Genomic DNA, 14,571 nt, shown 5'->3' with positions numbered 1-14,571 from the left:
TCTTATCTTGTTTAGCCTGCCTTTTCTATTGAAAAGCATAAGAGATATGAAAAGAAACTATCATCTGCAATGGGAAAATGATAGTTTAAGCTTTGGCGATACGAAGATTCATGCCGAACACATTCAAAAAATATGCTTTTATTCGCCAGTGTCTTTCTTTGTCTATCGGAATGATGCCGGGTGGTTGAACAGATCCCTACACTTTCAGTGCGACAAAGCGCGCTTCCCGGTAATATAAAGCGAGCTTGGCGCCTGGGCCGAAAACAGGGGCATTACAGTCGAACATTGAGAGGCGGTGGAAGTGTGGTGCGCCAACTGAGAGCAATACGTATGCTGTTCTTTGTAATATTGGTCCTTACAGCATGCCAGTCGCCTAATCAATCAGAATCCGCTCCTACAGCCAAGGAGCCTGAGCGTTCGAATAACGGCTTCACGAATCACGAAGTAGACACTAATCCAGCTGCTATCCAGATTCAGGGACCAATGACAGTTTCGCTTAATCCACTCCTTTCTTATGTGGGAGAAGACATCTACTTGGATGTATCGATGGTGGAGGGCCGTTATTTTGAAGATTGGAATCCGGGTCCTTTAATGGGTCGAAATTGGAATGGGAGCTTTCAATTCATTATTCGTGATGCCGCTAATCAAATCGTGCAACAATTCGATATCGACAGTTCCTTCTTTCAACAGGTAAATCAGTTTTTCGAGCTGTCATTCGCAGACTATAATGGAGATGGCGACTTGGATTTTGCCCTTGGTCAATATGGGACAAGCAACGGTAATTTCTATCAGCTTTATACGATAAGAGAGGACTATTCCATAGAAAGATTAGTAATCGCAGGGCGCCAAGAGCTGTTTGCCAGCGGCGGAAGCCGCAACACTATTGAATTGCAAACCTGGGGCGATCATGGCTTTGAACTTGATTACTATGACAATTCCGAAGGGAAGACGTTCACCAACCGCTATATCTGGGAGAAGGAGAATAATCAGTTCAAGCTTCTAGAAACTCTTATGAAATAGAAAGGGAGAACGCCATGATTCGGTTATGCGAAGCTCATGAATGGACGAAGGTTCGCGCTATTATTAATGATGCGGCAATGGCTTATAAGGGCGTTATTCCGGATGACCGGTATCACGAGCCTTACATGTCCTTAACGGAGTTGGAGCAGGAATGGAATGACGGGGTCCAGTTCTGGGGGTACACAGATGCAAGCGGCGAGCTGATTGGTGTAATGGGGTTGCAAGACAAAGGGGATGTCAGTCTTATTCGTCACGCTTATGTCCGGTCTATTGCCCGCAATGGCGGCATAGGCGGCAAGCTGCTTCATCATTTGATAACCCGCACCAACAAACCCATTCTTATTGGCACATGGTCGGATGCAAGCTGGGCGATCGGTTTTTATGAGAAGCATGGATTCAGAGTTGTATCCACACAGGAGAAAGAGCGGCTGCTTCGCTTATATTGGAACGTGCCGGAAAGGCAGATGGAGGAGTCTGTTGTGCTTGCCAATCAGACGCAGGATGGGTAAGTCTGCACATCCGAGTAAAGGTGTGAACATAGCTACTATGAAGAAATACGTTTTTCTAACCGTCATTATGCTGATTGCTGCAGTTGCTTCCTATCTTCTGTATTCATTTCATCGACCGATCACTATTGAACAAAACTATCAGGGCATTGTTTATGACAATGATAACAACTTTACGGCTCAAGACACCGTCTCCTTCAAAGGCGAGCTCTCACGATTTCTCTTCGGGAGTGACAGCTTAAAAGGAATATTGACAGCAGGAGATCAGACGTATGACATCCAGCTTAAGAAAGATAGACACTACTATTTTGCAGTACTAACTGAAATAAAAGAAAGTCATGTGACAGGCCTCGGCTCCATATATCTTTCAAGCGACTTTAATCAAATCTGGCTGCAACTTAAACACTATAGTGAACGTTATCCTGTAGATCATAGTTATTTTGTTAACGGTGCAGCGACGATTGAAGAAGCAAATGAGATGGCAGGGAATCTATTAGAGAAGCCATTCAAGTAGGAGGGGATTGCTATACTTCGCCATTCCAGTCATGAGCAATCGGACCGAATTGGTCGTATCCGTGCAGAGGAAAAACGGTATCACGATCAATGCTATGAGCAGCACAAATTATTCGAGCCCGGTTCATGGCTGCATAAGCCGGTTCAGACGGTTATGGAAGTGCTGCCGGAGCTGATTCAAACTGATGGCATGCGGGTACTTGATCTAGGGAGCGGTGTAGGCCGCAATACGATTCCAATCGCTGCTTACCTGAAGCCGTTCCACGGAACGGTGGTCGCTGTGGATTTGCTAAACTCAGCCATTGAAGGGTTGAGGAGCTATAGCCTTGAGCATCAGGTATGCCCCTACATAGAAGTTGTTCAGTCTGATATTGAAAGCTACCAGATAGAAGCAGACAGCTTCGATGCGATCATTGCAGTATCTACACTAGAGCATCTGGGCTCAGAGGATGAATTGAAGCGCAAGCTTGCTGAGATGGCGCTAGGCACCAAGCCAGGCGGTATTCATTGCATCATTATTGGCACCAACATACAGGAAACGGCTATCCGTACGAATGAAGCACTTGATCCGATGTTCGAGATTAATATGTCGACAGAAGCGATGAATGAGCTGCTTCAACATACATACCAAGGATGGGAGACGATGAAACATCTCGTCAAACCGTTAGAATTCGAAATTTCCAGGGGCGATGAGTCAGTCATGCTGGCATCGGATTGTTTAACCTTGGTAGTCAGAAAGTCGTTCTTATAGATTGCAGCTTAAAAGGAGAGAGGGCATGTATCAGACATTTATATTCGATGTAGACGGTACGCTGATCGATACCGAGAAGGCGGTGCTTGGTTCGCTTCAGAAGATGCTTAAGCTTGATTATGGACAACATCTGGAAGCGGAGCAATTATCGTTTGTGCTTGGCATACCGGGCGCAGACGCGCTTCCGCAGCTAGGAATTGAGGATATTGATCGCGCGAATGAGCGATGGAACGAATATATGGTTGATTTTGCCCATACGATCACGATATTTAACGGCATTAATCACACATTAATGGCATTAAATAATGAGGGTGTAACTACAGGTGTCGTCACATCAAAAACAACGGATGAGCTTCAAGCGGACTTCGTGCCGCATGGGCTAATGGACAAGCTGCATTATGTGGTGTGCGCGGACGATACAGCCAGACATAAGCCTCATCCTGATCCGTTGCTTAAGTTCCTTGAGCTATCCGGAGCAGACCCTGCATCATCCGTCTATATCGGCGATACGATTTACGACGCCCAGTGCGCGCGTGATGCTGGAGTCGACTTTGCGCTTGCCTTATGGGGCTGCAGCGATTCCGACGCCATTGATGCGAAGCATCGACTCAGCTCTCCTAGCGAGCTATTAACTTTGATTATGAATCGTGGAAGGGAGCATTCAGAATGATCATTGTGGAAGAAAAATTTGCGCTGCCTTCGAAAAGCATCAATTACATGCTTGCATTGCCTGATGCTTATGAGCAGGATGGTGCGCCAGCTTGGCCGCTTATTCTCTTCCTGCATGGTTCCAATCGACGTGGTGACGACTTCGGGCTTCTTCGGGATTATGGGTTGAACACCAGATTGCAGCAGGATAATGACCAGCCCTTTCTCTTATTGACCCCTCAATGTCCGGGTGATTCGTCTTGGACGGATGAATTCGAGAGTATCATACTGCTGTTGGATGACATTTTTGATCGTTACAGCATAGACAAGAGGCGCATCTACTTGACGGGATTTAGCATGGGCGGCCATGGCGCTTGGTACTATGCGGCGCACAAGCCTGGTCTTTTCGCAGCTGTATCGCCTTTATCGGGCTGGTTCAATCCTGACCAGGCGGAATTGCTGAAGGCTATTCCGATTTGGGCATTCCATGGTGATGCTGATGATGTTGTGCCGTTCGAGAGATCACACGAGATGTTTGAGGCATTGCGTGACTTGAATCCGCAAATCCGATTTACCCCCATTCCCGGCGAGGGACATCGAATTATGCATCATGCCTATGATCAGGATGAATGGGTAGAGTGGATGCTGTCCCATAAGCTCAAAGCTTAACGACTTTATTAACTCAAACCGTGCAACTCCCACGAGCGCAAAAGCAACCAGAAACTGATTTCAAGCAGGTTCCAGCCCGTTTGCGCGATAGCCTGTCCACATCTGCCTAAAATCGGTTATAATGATGAAGAATCCATAAAGAAGAAAGTGGGAGCAGCATGGGTCGTAAATGGAACAATATTAAGGAGAAGAAAGCGTCCAAAGACGCGAATACAAGCCGGATATACGCCAAGTTCGGCGTTGAAATTTTTGTAGCCGCCAAAAAAGGCGAGCCGGACCCTGAGTCCAACCGCGCGCTTAAAGTGGTACTTGAGCGGGCCAAAACATACAACGTGCCAAAAGCCATTATCGACCGTGCGATCGATAAGGCCAAAGGTGCCGGAGACGATAACTATCAAGAGCTGCGATATGAAGGCTTCGGTCCGAACGGCTCGATGGTTATCGTGGACACGTTGACCAATAATGTGAATCGTACAGCGCCAGAAGTGCGCTCGGCCTTCAATAAGGCCGGGGGAAGCATGGGCGTGAGCGGTTCTGTGGCGTATATGTTCGATGCTACTGCTGTTATCGGCATATCGGGCAAGTCGCTGGACGAAGTGATGGAGCTGATGTTGGAGTCCGATGTTGATGTTCGCGATATCGTGGAGGAAGACGAGTCGGTAATCGTCTATGCGGAGCCGGATCAATTCCATGCGGTACAGGAAGCATTCAAGCAAGCAGGCATCACAGAGTTCGACATTGCTGAATTAACGATGCTGGCGCAGAACTATGTAGCATTGCCGTCCGCCGAAAGCCAGGCGCAATTCGAGAAGCTGATCGATGCGCTGGAGGATCTGGAGGATGTACAGCAGGTCTATCATAACGTGGAGCTGGAAGACTAATTAATCCCCTCCCATCAACAAAGCCGCGACGTTTGTCGCGGCTTTGTTGGCATATCATTAGAGTTGTTCCAAGGTTTCGGCTTCGGACTCGGATTGATTCATGTAATCCCGCTGATCGTACGTCCAACGGTTTTCCTCGCTATAATGCAACAGAGCATTTTGCGTGGCGGCATCGCTTTTCTGGGGAAATAACGTTACGATTAAGCTTAGAGCAAGCAAGATCATCAAGGATTGCAGTCGGTTCAAAAGCGTCTCTCCTTGTACAATAGATTAAACTACATACTCTATCGGCAACTTTTCCATTAAAAAAAGCGCTGGAGGTATCCATTATGAGAGCGATTATGCAAGATTCGGAATCGAACCGCCTGATCGTTGGGGAAGCGGCAGAGCCTGATCCAGCTTACGGCGAGCTGTTGATCGAGGTAAAGGCTACTGCGCTCAATCGAGCCGATTTGCTGCAGAAGCGAGGGCTCTATCCGCCGCCGCCAGGCGCGTCCCCGATTCTGGGATTGGAGATGGCGGGTACCGTACTGGAAGGGTCAGGCTCATGGCAACCTGGCGATCGAGTCATGGCTTTGCTGCCGGGCGGGGGCTACGCGGAGCGCGTACGCATTCCTGCCGGCATGGCGATGCCGATTCCGCAAGGTCTTTCTTATGCTCAGGCAGCGGGCATCCCGGAAGTATTCCTGACCGCGTACCTGAACTTGTTCCGGTTAGGCGGCCTTCAGGCTGGACAGTCCGTGCTGGTACATGCGGGTGCGAGCGGAGTGGGGACGGCAGCTATCCAGCTGGCGAAGTCGGCTGGATGCTATGTGATCGCGACAGCGGGCTCTGCTGAGAAGCTGGATGCCTGCTTGAAGCTTGGAGCAGATGGAGCTATCGATTATAAAGAGGGGCCGTTTCTGCCGAAGGTGCTGGATTATACAGCCGGTAGAGGCGTAGATGTCATTATGGACTTTGTCGGCGCGTCTTATTGGGAACAGAATTTGTCTGCGCTTGCCCTCGACGGCAAGCTTATCCTGATTGGCTTGTTAGGCGGCGCCAAGGCGAAGGAGTTGAACCTGTCACAGTTGATCGCGCGACGCTTGCAACTGATTGGAACCTCGCTCAGGACATTGTCGCCCGACCGCAAGGAAGCTCTGACTGCCGAGTTTGCGGAGCGATTCATGCCGCATCTGATGAGCGGAGCCATCTTTCCCGTCATTGATTCGGAATGGGATTGGAACCAGGCGGAGGAAGCTCATGCCTACATGGAGAGCAATCGCAATACCGGTAAAATTATTTTGACGGTATCGTAATCAGTTACAGAATTGATGACACCCAACCTGTCACCAATCATCCGGTATACTGATGGAACATAGGAGGAATTCAAGGTTGAAACGATCGGACAGGCTAATGGCCATTCTTATCGCCTTGCAGCAGCAGCCGGCAACCGCACAGTCGCTGGCCGATAAGCTGGAGGTGTCCAAACGCACCATTCTGCGCGATATGCAGGCGCTCGCCGAGATTGGCATCCCGCTCTATGCGGTGTCCGGCCCTGCTGGCGGTTATCGGTTGATGGAGGGCTATTCACTGCCGCCGCTGCATTTCAGCTCGGAGGAGGCGCTTGTTATTCTGTTCGCGCTGAATGCCGTAACGCGGCTATCCGATACGCCGTTCCATCAGGCTCGCTGGACTGTCATGGACAAGATCCGCTCCATACTTCCGCCAAGCATGCTGGAGCAGGTCGAGCCGGTGCTGAATCGGCTGGAGATCGAGATTCCGGCTAGGCCGCAGCGGACACCGCTGCTGGACCGCTTGTTGGCGTATGCCGCAGAATCTGCATGGATTCTCGCGCATTACCGCTCGGAGAAGCATCAGCGATGGCTTCATATGCAGCCGAAACGTGTGTATATGGCCCACGGCTTCTGGTATTGCGAAGCCTATTCTCATGAGCATGGAGAGCAGAGAAGCTTTCGGGTGGATCGATTCCTGGAGCTGAAGCAAGCGGCACCGCCTGAATCTGGGGTTTCCGAGTCAATCAGTGACAGCAGCAAGCCTGCTATGGCGCCAATTGCCATCCACGCCAAGCTTACTTATCGCGGAGCGCTTCTCGCCGAACAGGATACACATGTCGGTCATTACGTTAAGCAGATCGATGACGATGAGTGGGAGCTTCGCTTCCAGTGTCCGGCAAGCGAACGGGAATGGGCGGTAAAGTTCTTTTATGGTATGGGGATGGATGCCACGGTACTGAAACCGGATGAGCTGCGGCGCGAATTGTATGAGCTGGGCTGCAAGCTGGCCGATCGGTATGCCAAATCTTGAAATCCTTTTAGACCAAAGGGAGGTAGATTGCGATGACACAATTACAGCTGTTCGAAAAGGCGAGAGAGTTCATATACCGCAATGCGCGATTACTGGATCGGCAGCGATTCGCTTATGGGTTCGAGGGAGGAAGCAAAGCGAGCGTGCTGGAAGCACTGGCGGCCTATCAGAATGAAGATGGCGGATTCGGGCATGCGCTGGAGCCTGATATTCGTTGCCCGCAGAGCCAGCCTGTTCCGACCGAGCACGCGCTCATCATCATCGATGAGCTGGAGGCTTATGATACAGAGCTAATGGAAGGAATGATTCGCTATCTCAAAAATATTACATTGCCAGAGGGCGGCTTCCCGCTTGCCTTCCGCAGCCTCATGGCATATCCTCATGCGCCATGGTGGATAACGGAGAGAGACGATGTGCCGAACCTTAATCCGACAGGACATATTCTGGGCTTACTAATGAAGCATCCGCGCTGGGCGGAATGGGAGCAGGAGGATTGGGTTCAGCGAAACCTTCGCTTTGTCTGGCAAGCCATGGAGAAGCCTGAACCGGGTGAATATCATGAAGGCGTGCAATGGGTGTCTTTCCTGGAGCATGCGCCGGTTACACCACAAACCTCGTTTGCCAAGGAGAAGCTGGACACATGGCTGGCCAAGGACGGCGTCATAGAACGCAATCCTTATGCGGAAGGTTATGTGCAGAAGGTGCTGGACTGGGTGGCAGCCCCCGATAGCTATGCGGCTAAATTCGTGTCGCAGGCCGAATTGAATGAGCATCTGGATGCTCTGATTAAGCAGCAGTCGGAAGACGGCGGTTGGCCGATCAGCTTCCCGGCGGCAAGTCCGTTAGGCGAGCTGGAATGGCGCGGATCTCTTACTGTAGATAGGCTGAAGACACTACGTTCATTCGGCAAGCTTTAACCTTGCTTAAAGGATCATAAGATAACGTTAATCCTTGTTTCCGGTAATAGTCAGCCATTACAATAAGCTCGAAATTCTGCAAACTTTCATCGCGTTTATTCATGGGCGGGCGTTCCGCTCTCTTTTACAATAAGCATAAGCTTGCTGATGATAGTTCATAAAGGGGAGATAAGCCAAGTGGAAGATGTTCGATACCCGATAGGCACATTCCGTTTCAATGGTGGGATAGACGCAGCTCAGCGGAAAATATGGATCGATCAGATTGCATCATTACCGGAACAGCTTAAAGAGGCTGTTGCCGGTTTGTCAGACGAGCAATTGAGCACACCGTATCGGGATGGCGGATGGACAGTCAGGCAAGTGATTCATCATGTCGCAGACAGCCATATGAACGCCTATATCCGCTGGAAGCTGGCGCTGACGGAAGAGGGTCCTCCCATCAAGCCGTACCACGAGGATCGTTGGGCAGAGCTGCAGGATACCGAGCAAGAACCCATCGAGACATCATTGGTGCTGCTGGATGCGCTGCATCGCAGATGGACGACGCTGATCAAGTCCCTGCCGGAGGCAGCCTATGAACGTACGTTCTATCATCCCGAACAGCAGAAGTCGATTCCGCTGGATGTGAATCTAGGCATGTATGCTTGGCACGGGCTCCATCATCTCGCCCATATTGTCGTCTTGAAGCAGCGAAAAGGCTGGTAAAAGCAACAACTGTGTTGACGACTGATCATTCACAGCAAGAAAAATATGATAAAATTTCATGATCTTTTATACTTTGCAATGAATTGTCGAAACACCGCTAGACTGGTCAAAACCTATCCATTAGAATGAATTTCTAGTATATAAAAGGGTGGGTGGAGACATGAGTGAAGTAGAGTTGGAGTTGGAATCCAGAGTCATAGAAGGCGCGCTTGACGCAAGTCCCGGCTCGGTCGATATGGACGAGAGCCAGCTGATTAAGCTGGACGCTCATATCCAGGGATTGATGGCTGCCGAGAAGCTTCAAGGCGGAAGTTATCTGGTCGCAAGACACGGCAAAATCGTGGCATGGCGTTCCATGGGCGCATTGACCGGTACGACAGGTGCCGGCGAATTGCTGCCTGACGCCATTATGAAGATTTCGTCCATTACGAAAGCTTTTACCGCTGTAGCCATCGTCAAGCTGATCGAAGACGGCAAGCTTTATCTGGATCAGCCGGTTGCGTCGATTCTGAAGGAATTCGACAACCCCATGCATGGGAACATTACCTTATTTCACTTGTTGACGCACACCTCGGGTCTCGCTCCGGTTACGGGCTATTACAATGAGCCATATCCTCGTCCGTGGTGGGGCGAGAGCGGTATGGACGGCTGGATTGCCAAGCAATTGCAGGGGACGCTCGCTTGCGAGCCGGGCACAGCATACAACTATTCAGGCGGAGGCTTCATGCTGCTTGGCGAAGTGATTCGCCGCGTATCTGGTCAGAGCTATGAATCGTATGTTCTCGACCATATCATTGAACCGCTCAATCTGCGACGCACGTTTTTCCAAGTGCCGGAATATTTGCACGGCGAAGTATTAACAATTTCGCAATATGATTTGGATGCCCTTAAGGATCAAGAAGACGAGGACCTTCGTTATCCGCCGAGATCGGCAAGCGGCTTGCACTCGACCTTGTACGATCTATGGCGATTCAGCCAGATGCTGCTCAATGGCGGCACATTCGAAGGAACCCGCATTCTAGGCCGGAAGTCGGTCGAGCTTCTGACCAAGCGCCATTTGTTCCAAGTGCCGGCTTACCATTGGGGCGGTAAAGTCAAGGACAAAGGCCATGCTCTAGGTATCGATCTCGCCATTGATCATATGTCCTATGAATCTATTGGCACGTATCAGATGGAGGGAGCAGGACGATCGGCAATGTTTGTTGATCCTGAGGAGAATTTGATCGTTACGTTCTTTGTTCCATCGATTTATTCCTGGGTGCCGGAATCGGTGCTCGGAACCAAGCAAATTATTTGGTCGAGTCTGAAATAATACCTACGGCACACTGACCCTTTGTCTTAGCAGCTTTAGCTCACATAAGCAATTAGCCCGCGCTGTCAGCGGGCTTTTTTCGTTTGCGGATTATGGCTTATCCTTCGTTTTCGTTATAATAGGGGCAAAGACGTCGTGGAGGTTTATCGGCATGAATAAGTCTGTCCAAACGAGTATCCAGCATTTGAAATCAACTGACCGGAGCCTGCAAACAAAGGCTTTTCTTGATTTGCAATTCCAAACGGAAGAGGTAGTAGACTGGGCGTATGATGTATGGGACGACCTGGTATCGGACTTGTCCCATTCGGACAATCACTGCAGAGCTATTGCCGCGCAGTTGCTGAGCAATCTGGCGAAGAGCGATCCCGAGAAGCGCATCCTGCAGGACTTCCCCAAGCTGCTTGCTGTGACATGGGATAAGCGCTTCGTCACGGCGCGGCATACCCTGCAGTCGCTATGGAAAATCGGGATTGCGGGAGATACGCAGAAGGACATGGTGCTGGATGCGCTCGCCGACCGTTACCGTAACTGCGCGGATGAGAAGAACGGTACATTAATCAGGTATGATATTTTGGTCGGATTCCGTCAGCTCTATGACTGGGTGGATGATGAGAAGATTCGAGAAGGTTCGCTCAACCTCATCAAGCTGGAACTGGACCCTAAATACCGCAAAAAGTATGCCGCCGTATGGAAAAAGTGAAATGGCAAGGCCATATTCGAGCAGGCAAGACGAAATAAGCCCCTCACTCGAGGAGGCTTATTCGGCGTTACTCGTCAGCAGATCGGTTGTCATACGTGAAGCCTGGCATTTTCACAACAGGCCATTTTTCTTTGCGCAGATGGGACAAGAAGCCTTCTCCTACATTCAAATTGCTCGTCACAAGCGCTTGTGGCGTCAACGCCAGCCATTGGTTAAGGGAGATGTCGGCAAATCGATCGCTCTTGAACATTTCCAGAAACCATAACGTTTCGGTGCCGGTATTCTGAATATAATGTCCGAAGGCGAACGGCACATAGCCGACATCGCCCGCTCGTACATCATAGGTGCGCGCATTGCCTTCTGCGCCGAAGACAGTCATGCGGCCTTGGCCAGTCAAATAATATTGCCACTCATCATTATTGGGATGCCAATGCAGCTCTCTCATCGCGCCGGGTTGAATCTCCACGAGCGCAGCGGCAATCGTCCTGGATATCGGGAAGTTGCTGGAATCGACGATCCTTACGCTTCCGCCCGGCGTCTTCAGGGGCGGCTGTGCCAGCAGCTTATGCGTAAATGGCAATGGAACTTCGCCGTATGGGGATTGAACGGCTTGAGACGAGATCGGTCCTGGTACTTTGCCCTGATAGATATAGACTTGTTCGCGAGGGATATCAGCGAGCTCCGACTCCGGAATACCGAAATTAGCAGACAGCACTTCCTTGGGCGTATGGGCGAACCAGTCGGATAGCGACAGCGTATTCAAATCAGAGAAATGACCGTCGTCGAATACAAGCAGGAACTCGCAGCCGTCCTCCAGTCCTTGAATGGAATGCGGTATGCCGGGAGGGAAGTACCATAGATCGCCGGGTCCCACATCGGCAATAAAGTTTCTGCCATTCTGATCAATGGCTGTGATCCGTGCGCGCCCCACAAGCATATAAGACCATTCCGCCTGCTGATGCCAATGCAGCTCCCGCACGCCGCCTGGGGTCAAGCTCATATTGACGCCGGCAAGCGTGGTGGCGATCGGGAGTTCTCTAATAGTGATTTCCCGCGACCAACCGCCGTGATTGAGCTGCATATGCGTATCCGAAAACGAAAATCTGACATTCGGTATGAGTCCGTTGTCCGTCACCGGGGGGACGAGCATATCGGGATTTTGACGGTCCCGCATTACATCGCGCGGTCCTCTGTCGATGCCGCCTGCTCCGTCGCTCCTGATCGGCTGGGGGATCGGCCATGGAGTGGACGGATCTCCGGAACCCGGCTGTCGACGCTCCTCACTCATGCAAGTTGCCTCCTTCAGTCATCGATAAGTTCCGTTCCCGGATCAGGGAGTTCGGGACGAAATACGGAACGTAGCGACGTTGTTTCCGTATGGTTATGTATGGGTACAATGAAATAGACGCAGGTAACCGCAAATTATGAAGGGATAGGGAGAAGGAGAGAATGAAGATGAAGAAGTGGAGCGTCCCCTTATTAATGGCATTAACTATGTTTATTGCATCCGGCTGCGGCATATTGGAAAGCGTCAATCAGGGTGTTAACTTTGCAACTGAAACGACTGAATATATGAATAAACTGGACAGCTTCAGGCAGGACATGAACGGTCTGGCTGAGCAAGCGTTAACAGATCTGGATGCAAGAACGGATCTGAAAAATCAGCTTCTGACGCTCAAGGATCAGATTATGAGCTACAAGAACCTGGAGGTTCCCGATTCGATTATGCCAAGGATCTTCATGCCAGCATCGTAGGCTATAACGACAAGCTTCAGCAGGGACTGGACCAGGCGCTCACAAACATCGAGCAAGGAAGAGCCGCATTCGAATCAACGGGCATTCCTGATACGATGAACAAAATCAATGAGCTGCTTGGTCAATTGAATGCGCTGAATCCAAGCTAAGATATAGTGGAGCCTCCATGGTACGGTTATGGAGGCTCCTTCTTATGAATCAAGTGGAAGGAGGGCTGGCTATGTCATGGATTGCGGAGCAGTCCTACTATAAAATCGAACGAATCTTGACGGGCACAGAAATGAAAACAGTCAAGGAGCCGCGGCAAATGTTGCTCTATGCCGAGCATCTGCAGACCAAGCGGCGCAGCTTCCCGCTGAATGAGGTGCATGATCTCTCGTTCCGTCCGATGGGCGATGCGGGAGGCATCCTCTATGTGCATACTGGCCACGGCGTATATGCGTATACGGTGCCAGAAGATCCGGCAGCATTTATTGAGTCATTCAAGCGGCATACGGGTGATGGATAAGGGAAATGGATAATTAAATGAAGTCGCATGCGTGCTGTTCAGCTGGCTGATTCGATTGCAAATAGACTGATAAGTTTGGCTTTAATTCTTCCAGAAAGCCAGTGTTGCCAACCGGGTCCGGCCACGTTACAATGTGTGAGGGCCTCAGGGAGGCATCATTCATGAGGAGAGTGCAATCGTCTTGTCATCAGCGTCTTTATCATCAGCACAGCATCCGTCTTCCTACCGATTGCTGACCCTTCTGCTCGTAGTAGTCGTTGCGGGCATGAGTCAAGGCATGTTATTGCCTTTATTATCGATTATGCTGGAAGATGCCGGCGTCTCATCGGATCTGAACGGCATTAACTCCGCTGCGATGTACATCGGTATATTCTGTACCATGTTTTTCATCGAAAAGCCGGTGCTTCGGTTCGGCTATAAGAAAGTAATCTTGACCGGCATTACGTTGGTCACCTTGTCAACGCTGCTATTCCCATTAACCCATTCGCTAACGGCATGGTTTGTACTGCGCCTGATCGTAGGCGTGGGAGACAGTGCTCTTCATTATTCGTCACAGCTCTGGATTGTAAGCACGGCGCCAGCTGATCGACGCGGCCGCTACATATCCTTCTATGGGATGTCGTACGGACTTGGCTTCAGTATCGGTCCGCTTGGCATTAACTTGATGCCACTTGGCAGAGCGGTTCCATTCCTGGTTACGAGTCTGTTCTTTATTATGGTGTTGTTGCTTGTACTGCGTATGTCGAACGAATGGCCGGAGCGTGCAGCGAAGAGGGTTAGAGCGGAAAACCGCTTCCTGACGACTTACCGGGTGGCGTGGTTTGTCCTTATTCCCGGCTTCTTGTACGGCTTGATGGAATCGTCCATGAACAGCAACTTCCCGCTGTATGGCCTGCGAATTGCTATCGACCAGCACTGGATTTCGCTGCTGCTGCTGTCTTTCGGCATTGGAGGCTTGATTCTTCAGCTGCCGATAGGGATATGGAGCGACCGAATCGGGCGCAAGCCGGTCTTAATTGCTTGCGGCATCATTGGTTCGATCGTCTTTCTCGCTATTCCGGCAGCAGGCAACGAAATCGTCTGGCTGTTCGTACTCTTTACTATAGCGGGAGGAGTCGTAGGTTCGTTCTATTCATTGGGGCTGGCCTACGCGGCTGATCTGCTTCCTAAGCCTATCTTGCCTGCCGCGAACGTCATTGCGTCCATTCACTTCAGCATTGGCAGTATTCTGGGACCAACGCTTGGCGGCTTCGGTATCCGATATGTTTCAACAAACAGCATGTTTCTGTTATTGGGAGCGGCGTTTCTTGCTTTCGCTTTGCTAGGCTTGCTGTTCCGGCCAAAACGGCTACCGGCTGAAGGATAAGCAGGTACAGCAT

General features: G+C 50.5%; 19 protein-coding genes. 17 read left to right on the top strand and 2 right to left on the bottom strand.

The genetic code is table 11. The features are described 5' to 3' along the window. Positions 1 to 180 precede the first annotated feature (180 nt). The 7 genes from ACFVSO_RS10770 (at position 181) to ACFVSO_RS10740 (ending at position 4,988) form a co-directional block, all read left to right on the top strand. Entirely contained in the window at positions 181 to 1,020 is an 840-nt protein-coding gene (locus ACFVSO_RS10770; RefSeq protein WP_387473082.1) for an FG-GAP repeat protein, read from the top strand. 14 nt (positions 1,021 to 1,034) lie between these two features. Next, complete coding sequence (locus ACFVSO_RS10765) at positions 1,035 to 1,529, top strand: GNAT family N-acetyltransferase (protein ID WP_387473080.1); 495 nt, start codon at positions 1,035 to 1,037, stop codon at positions 1,527 to 1,529. Then, entirely contained in the window at positions 1,504 to 2,040 is a 537-nt protein-coding gene (locus tag ACFVSO_RS10760; RefSeq protein ID WP_387473078.1) for a hypothetical protein, read from the top strand. Before ACFVSO_RS10765 ends, ACFVSO_RS10760 begins: the two co-directional genes overlap by 26 nt. A 153-nt stretch (positions 2,041 to 2,193) precedes the next feature. Continuing rightward, positions 2,194 to 2,790, top strand: coding sequence for a class I SAM-dependent methyltransferase (locus ACFVSO_RS10755; RefSeq protein ID WP_387473076.1), 597 nt, complete (start codon positions 2,194 to 2,196; stop codon positions 2,788 to 2,790). 25 nt (positions 2,791 to 2,815) lie between these two features. Further along, positions 2,816 to 3,460: an HAD family hydrolase gene (locus ACFVSO_RS10750; protein ID WP_387473074.1), complete on the top strand. Its 645-nt coding sequence runs from the start codon at positions 2,816 to 2,818 to the stop codon at positions 3,458 to 3,460. Further along, entirely contained in the window at positions 3,457 to 4,107 is a 651-nt protein-coding gene (locus tag ACFVSO_RS10745) for a carboxylesterase family protein (protein ID WP_387473072.1), read from the top strand. Before ACFVSO_RS10750 ends, ACFVSO_RS10745 begins: the two co-directional genes overlap by 4 nt. Before the next feature lie 158 nt (positions 4,108 to 4,265). Further along, positions 4,266 to 4,988, top strand: coding sequence for a YebC/PmpR family DNA-binding transcriptional regulator (locus tag ACFVSO_RS10740; RefSeq protein ID WP_387473070.1), 723 nt, complete (start codon positions 4,266 to 4,268; stop codon positions 4,986 to 4,988). Positions 4,989 to 5,045: 57 nt separating this feature from the next. On the opposite strand, the gene ACFVSO_RS10735 is transcribed toward ACFVSO_RS10740, so the two are convergent. Beyond that, positions 5,046 to 5,234, bottom strand: coding sequence for a hypothetical protein (locus tag ACFVSO_RS10735; protein WP_387473068.1), 189 nt, complete (start codon positions 5,232 to 5,234; stop codon positions 5,046 to 5,048). Between the two features lie 83 nt (positions 5,235 to 5,317). Between ACFVSO_RS10735 and ACFVSO_RS10730 the strand changes: the two genes are divergently transcribed. The 6 genes from ACFVSO_RS10730 (at position 5,318) to ACFVSO_RS10705 (ending at position 10,929) form a co-directional block, all read left to right on the top strand. Beyond that, positions 5,318 to 6,286, top strand: a complete 969-nt coding sequence (locus ACFVSO_RS10730; protein WP_387473066.1) for an NAD(P)H-quinone oxidoreductase — start codon at positions 5,318 to 5,320, stop codon at positions 6,284 to 6,286. Between the two features lie 76 nt (positions 6,287 to 6,362). Next, positions 6,363 to 7,295, top strand: a complete 933-nt coding sequence (locus tag ACFVSO_RS10725) for a helix-turn-helix transcriptional regulator (RefSeq protein ID WP_387473064.1) — start codon at positions 6,363 to 6,365, stop codon at positions 7,293 to 7,295. A gap of 32 nt (positions 7,296 to 7,327) precedes the next feature. Continuing rightward, a complete protein-coding gene (locus ACFVSO_RS10720) occupies positions 7,328 to 8,212 on the top strand; it encodes a prenyltransferase/squalene oxidase repeat-containing protein (protein WP_387473062.1) in 885 nt (294 codons plus the stop codon). A 147-nt stretch (positions 8,213 to 8,359) separates the two neighbouring features. Next, positions 8,360 to 8,917, top strand: a complete 558-nt coding sequence (locus ACFVSO_RS10715) for a YfiT family bacillithiol transferase (protein ID WP_387473060.1) — start codon at positions 8,360 to 8,362, stop codon at positions 8,915 to 8,917. Between the two features lie 160 nt (positions 8,918 to 9,077). After that, positions 9,078 to 10,229: a serine hydrolase domain-containing protein gene (locus tag ACFVSO_RS10710; RefSeq protein WP_387473058.1), complete on the top strand. Its 1,152-nt coding sequence runs from the start codon at positions 9,078 to 9,080 to the stop codon at positions 10,227 to 10,229. A gap of 151 nt (positions 10,230 to 10,380) precedes the next feature. Next, positions 10,381 to 10,929, top strand: a complete 549-nt coding sequence (locus ACFVSO_RS10705; RefSeq protein ID WP_387473056.1) for a hypothetical protein — start codon at positions 10,381 to 10,383, stop codon at positions 10,927 to 10,929. Positions 10,930 to 10,996: 67 nt separating this feature from the next. Here the strand turns inward: ACFVSO_RS10705 and ACFVSO_RS10700 are convergent, their stop codons facing one another. Next, positions 10,997 to 12,217 carry an oxalate decarboxylase family bicupin gene (locus ACFVSO_RS10700; protein ID WP_387473054.1) on the bottom strand — a complete coding sequence of 407 codons (1,221 nt, stop codon included), beginning with the start codon at positions 12,215 to 12,217 and terminating at the stop codon, positions 10,997 to 10,999. Between the two features lie 167 nt (positions 12,218 to 12,384). Here ACFVSO_RS10700 and ACFVSO_RS10695 point away from each other — a divergent pair, with 167 nt between their 5' ends. The 4 genes from ACFVSO_RS10695 to ACFVSO_RS10680 all read left to right on the top strand — a co-directional run bounded on the left by ACFVSO_RS10695 (position 12,385) and on the right by ACFVSO_RS10680 (position 14,558). After that, on the top strand, positions 12,385 to 12,684 hold the full coding sequence (locus ACFVSO_RS10695) for a DUF6376 family protein (protein WP_387473052.1): 300 nt from the start codon (positions 12,385 to 12,387) through the stop codon (positions 12,682 to 12,684). Continuing rightward, on the top strand, positions 12,678 to 12,833 hold the full coding sequence (locus tag ACFVSO_RS10690; RefSeq protein ID WP_387474249.1) for a DUF6376 family protein: 156 nt from the start codon (positions 12,678 to 12,680) through the stop codon (positions 12,831 to 12,833). The genes ACFVSO_RS10695 and ACFVSO_RS10690 overlap by 7 nt, the downstream gene beginning before the upstream one ends. Before the next feature lie 44 nt (positions 12,834 to 12,877). Continuing rightward, positions 12,878 to 13,192: a hypothetical protein gene (locus ACFVSO_RS10685; RefSeq protein WP_387473050.1), complete on the top strand. Its 315-nt coding sequence runs from the start codon at positions 12,878 to 12,880 to the stop codon at positions 13,190 to 13,192. 181 nt (positions 13,193 to 13,373) lie between these two features. After that, complete coding sequence (locus ACFVSO_RS10680; RefSeq protein ID WP_387473048.1) at positions 13,374 to 14,558, top strand: MFS transporter; 1,185 nt, start codon at positions 13,374 to 13,376, stop codon at positions 14,556 to 14,558. The last annotated feature ends 13 nt before the right edge of the window (positions 14,559 to 14,571 follow it).

Source organism: Paenibacillus sp. NPDC057967 (assembly GCF_042887015.1).
In the GTDB taxonomy this organism is placed as follows: Bacteria; Bacillota; Bacilli; order Paenibacillales; family Paenibacillaceae; genus Pristimantibacillus.
This window is presented reverse-complemented; position numbering and strand designations above follow the sequence as displayed.

Bases quoted from the DNA above. Each gene is read 5' to 3' on its own strand.
- ACFVSO_RS10765 (WP_387473080.1), top strand. From the start codon at position 1,035: ATGATTCGGTTATGCGAAGCTCATGAATGGACGAAGGTTCGCGCTATT.
- ACFVSO_RS10755 (WP_387473076.1), top strand. From the start codon at position 2,194: ATGGAAGTGCTGCCGGAGCTGATTCAAACTGATGGCATGCGGGTACTT.
- ACFVSO_RS10750 (WP_387473074.1), top strand. From the start codon at position 2,816: ATGTATCAGACATTTATATTCGATGTAGACGGTACGCTGATCGATACC.
- ACFVSO_RS10745 (WP_387473072.1), top strand. From the start codon at position 3,457: ATGATCATTGTGGAAGAAAAATTTGCGCTGCCTTCGAAAAGCATCAAT.
- ACFVSO_RS10740 (WP_387473070.1), top strand. From the start codon at position 4,266: ATGGGTCGTAAATGGAACAATATTAAGGAGAAGAAAGCGTCCAAAGAC.
- ACFVSO_RS10730 (WP_387473066.1), top strand. From the start codon at position 5,318: ATGAGAGCGATTATGCAAGATTCGGAATCGAACCGCCTGATCGTTGGG.
- ACFVSO_RS10720 (WP_387473062.1), top strand. From the start codon at position 7,328: ATGACACAATTACAGCTGTTCGAAAAGGCGAGAGAGTTCATATACCGC.
- ACFVSO_RS10715 (WP_387473060.1), top strand. From the start codon at position 8,360: ATGATAGTTCATAAAGGGGAGATAAGCCAAGTGGAAGATGTTCGATAC.
- ACFVSO_RS10710 (WP_387473058.1), top strand. From the start codon at position 9,078: ATGAGTGAAGTAGAGTTGGAGTTGGAATCCAGAGTCATAGAAGGCGCG.
- ACFVSO_RS10705 (WP_387473056.1), top strand. From the start codon at position 10,381: ATGAATAAGTCTGTCCAAACGAGTATCCAGCATTTGAAATCAACTGAC.
- ACFVSO_RS10700 (WP_387473054.1), bottom strand. From the start codon at position 12,217: ATGAGTGAGGAGCGTCGACAGCCGGGTTCCGGAGATCCGTCCACTCCA.
- ACFVSO_RS10695 (WP_387473052.1), top strand. From the start codon at position 12,385: ATGAAGAAGTGGAGCGTCCCCTTATTAATGGCATTAACTATGTTTATT.
- ACFVSO_RS10685 (WP_387473050.1), top strand. From the start codon at position 12,878: ATGAATCAAGTGGAAGGAGGGCTGGCTATGTCATGGATTGCGGAGCAG.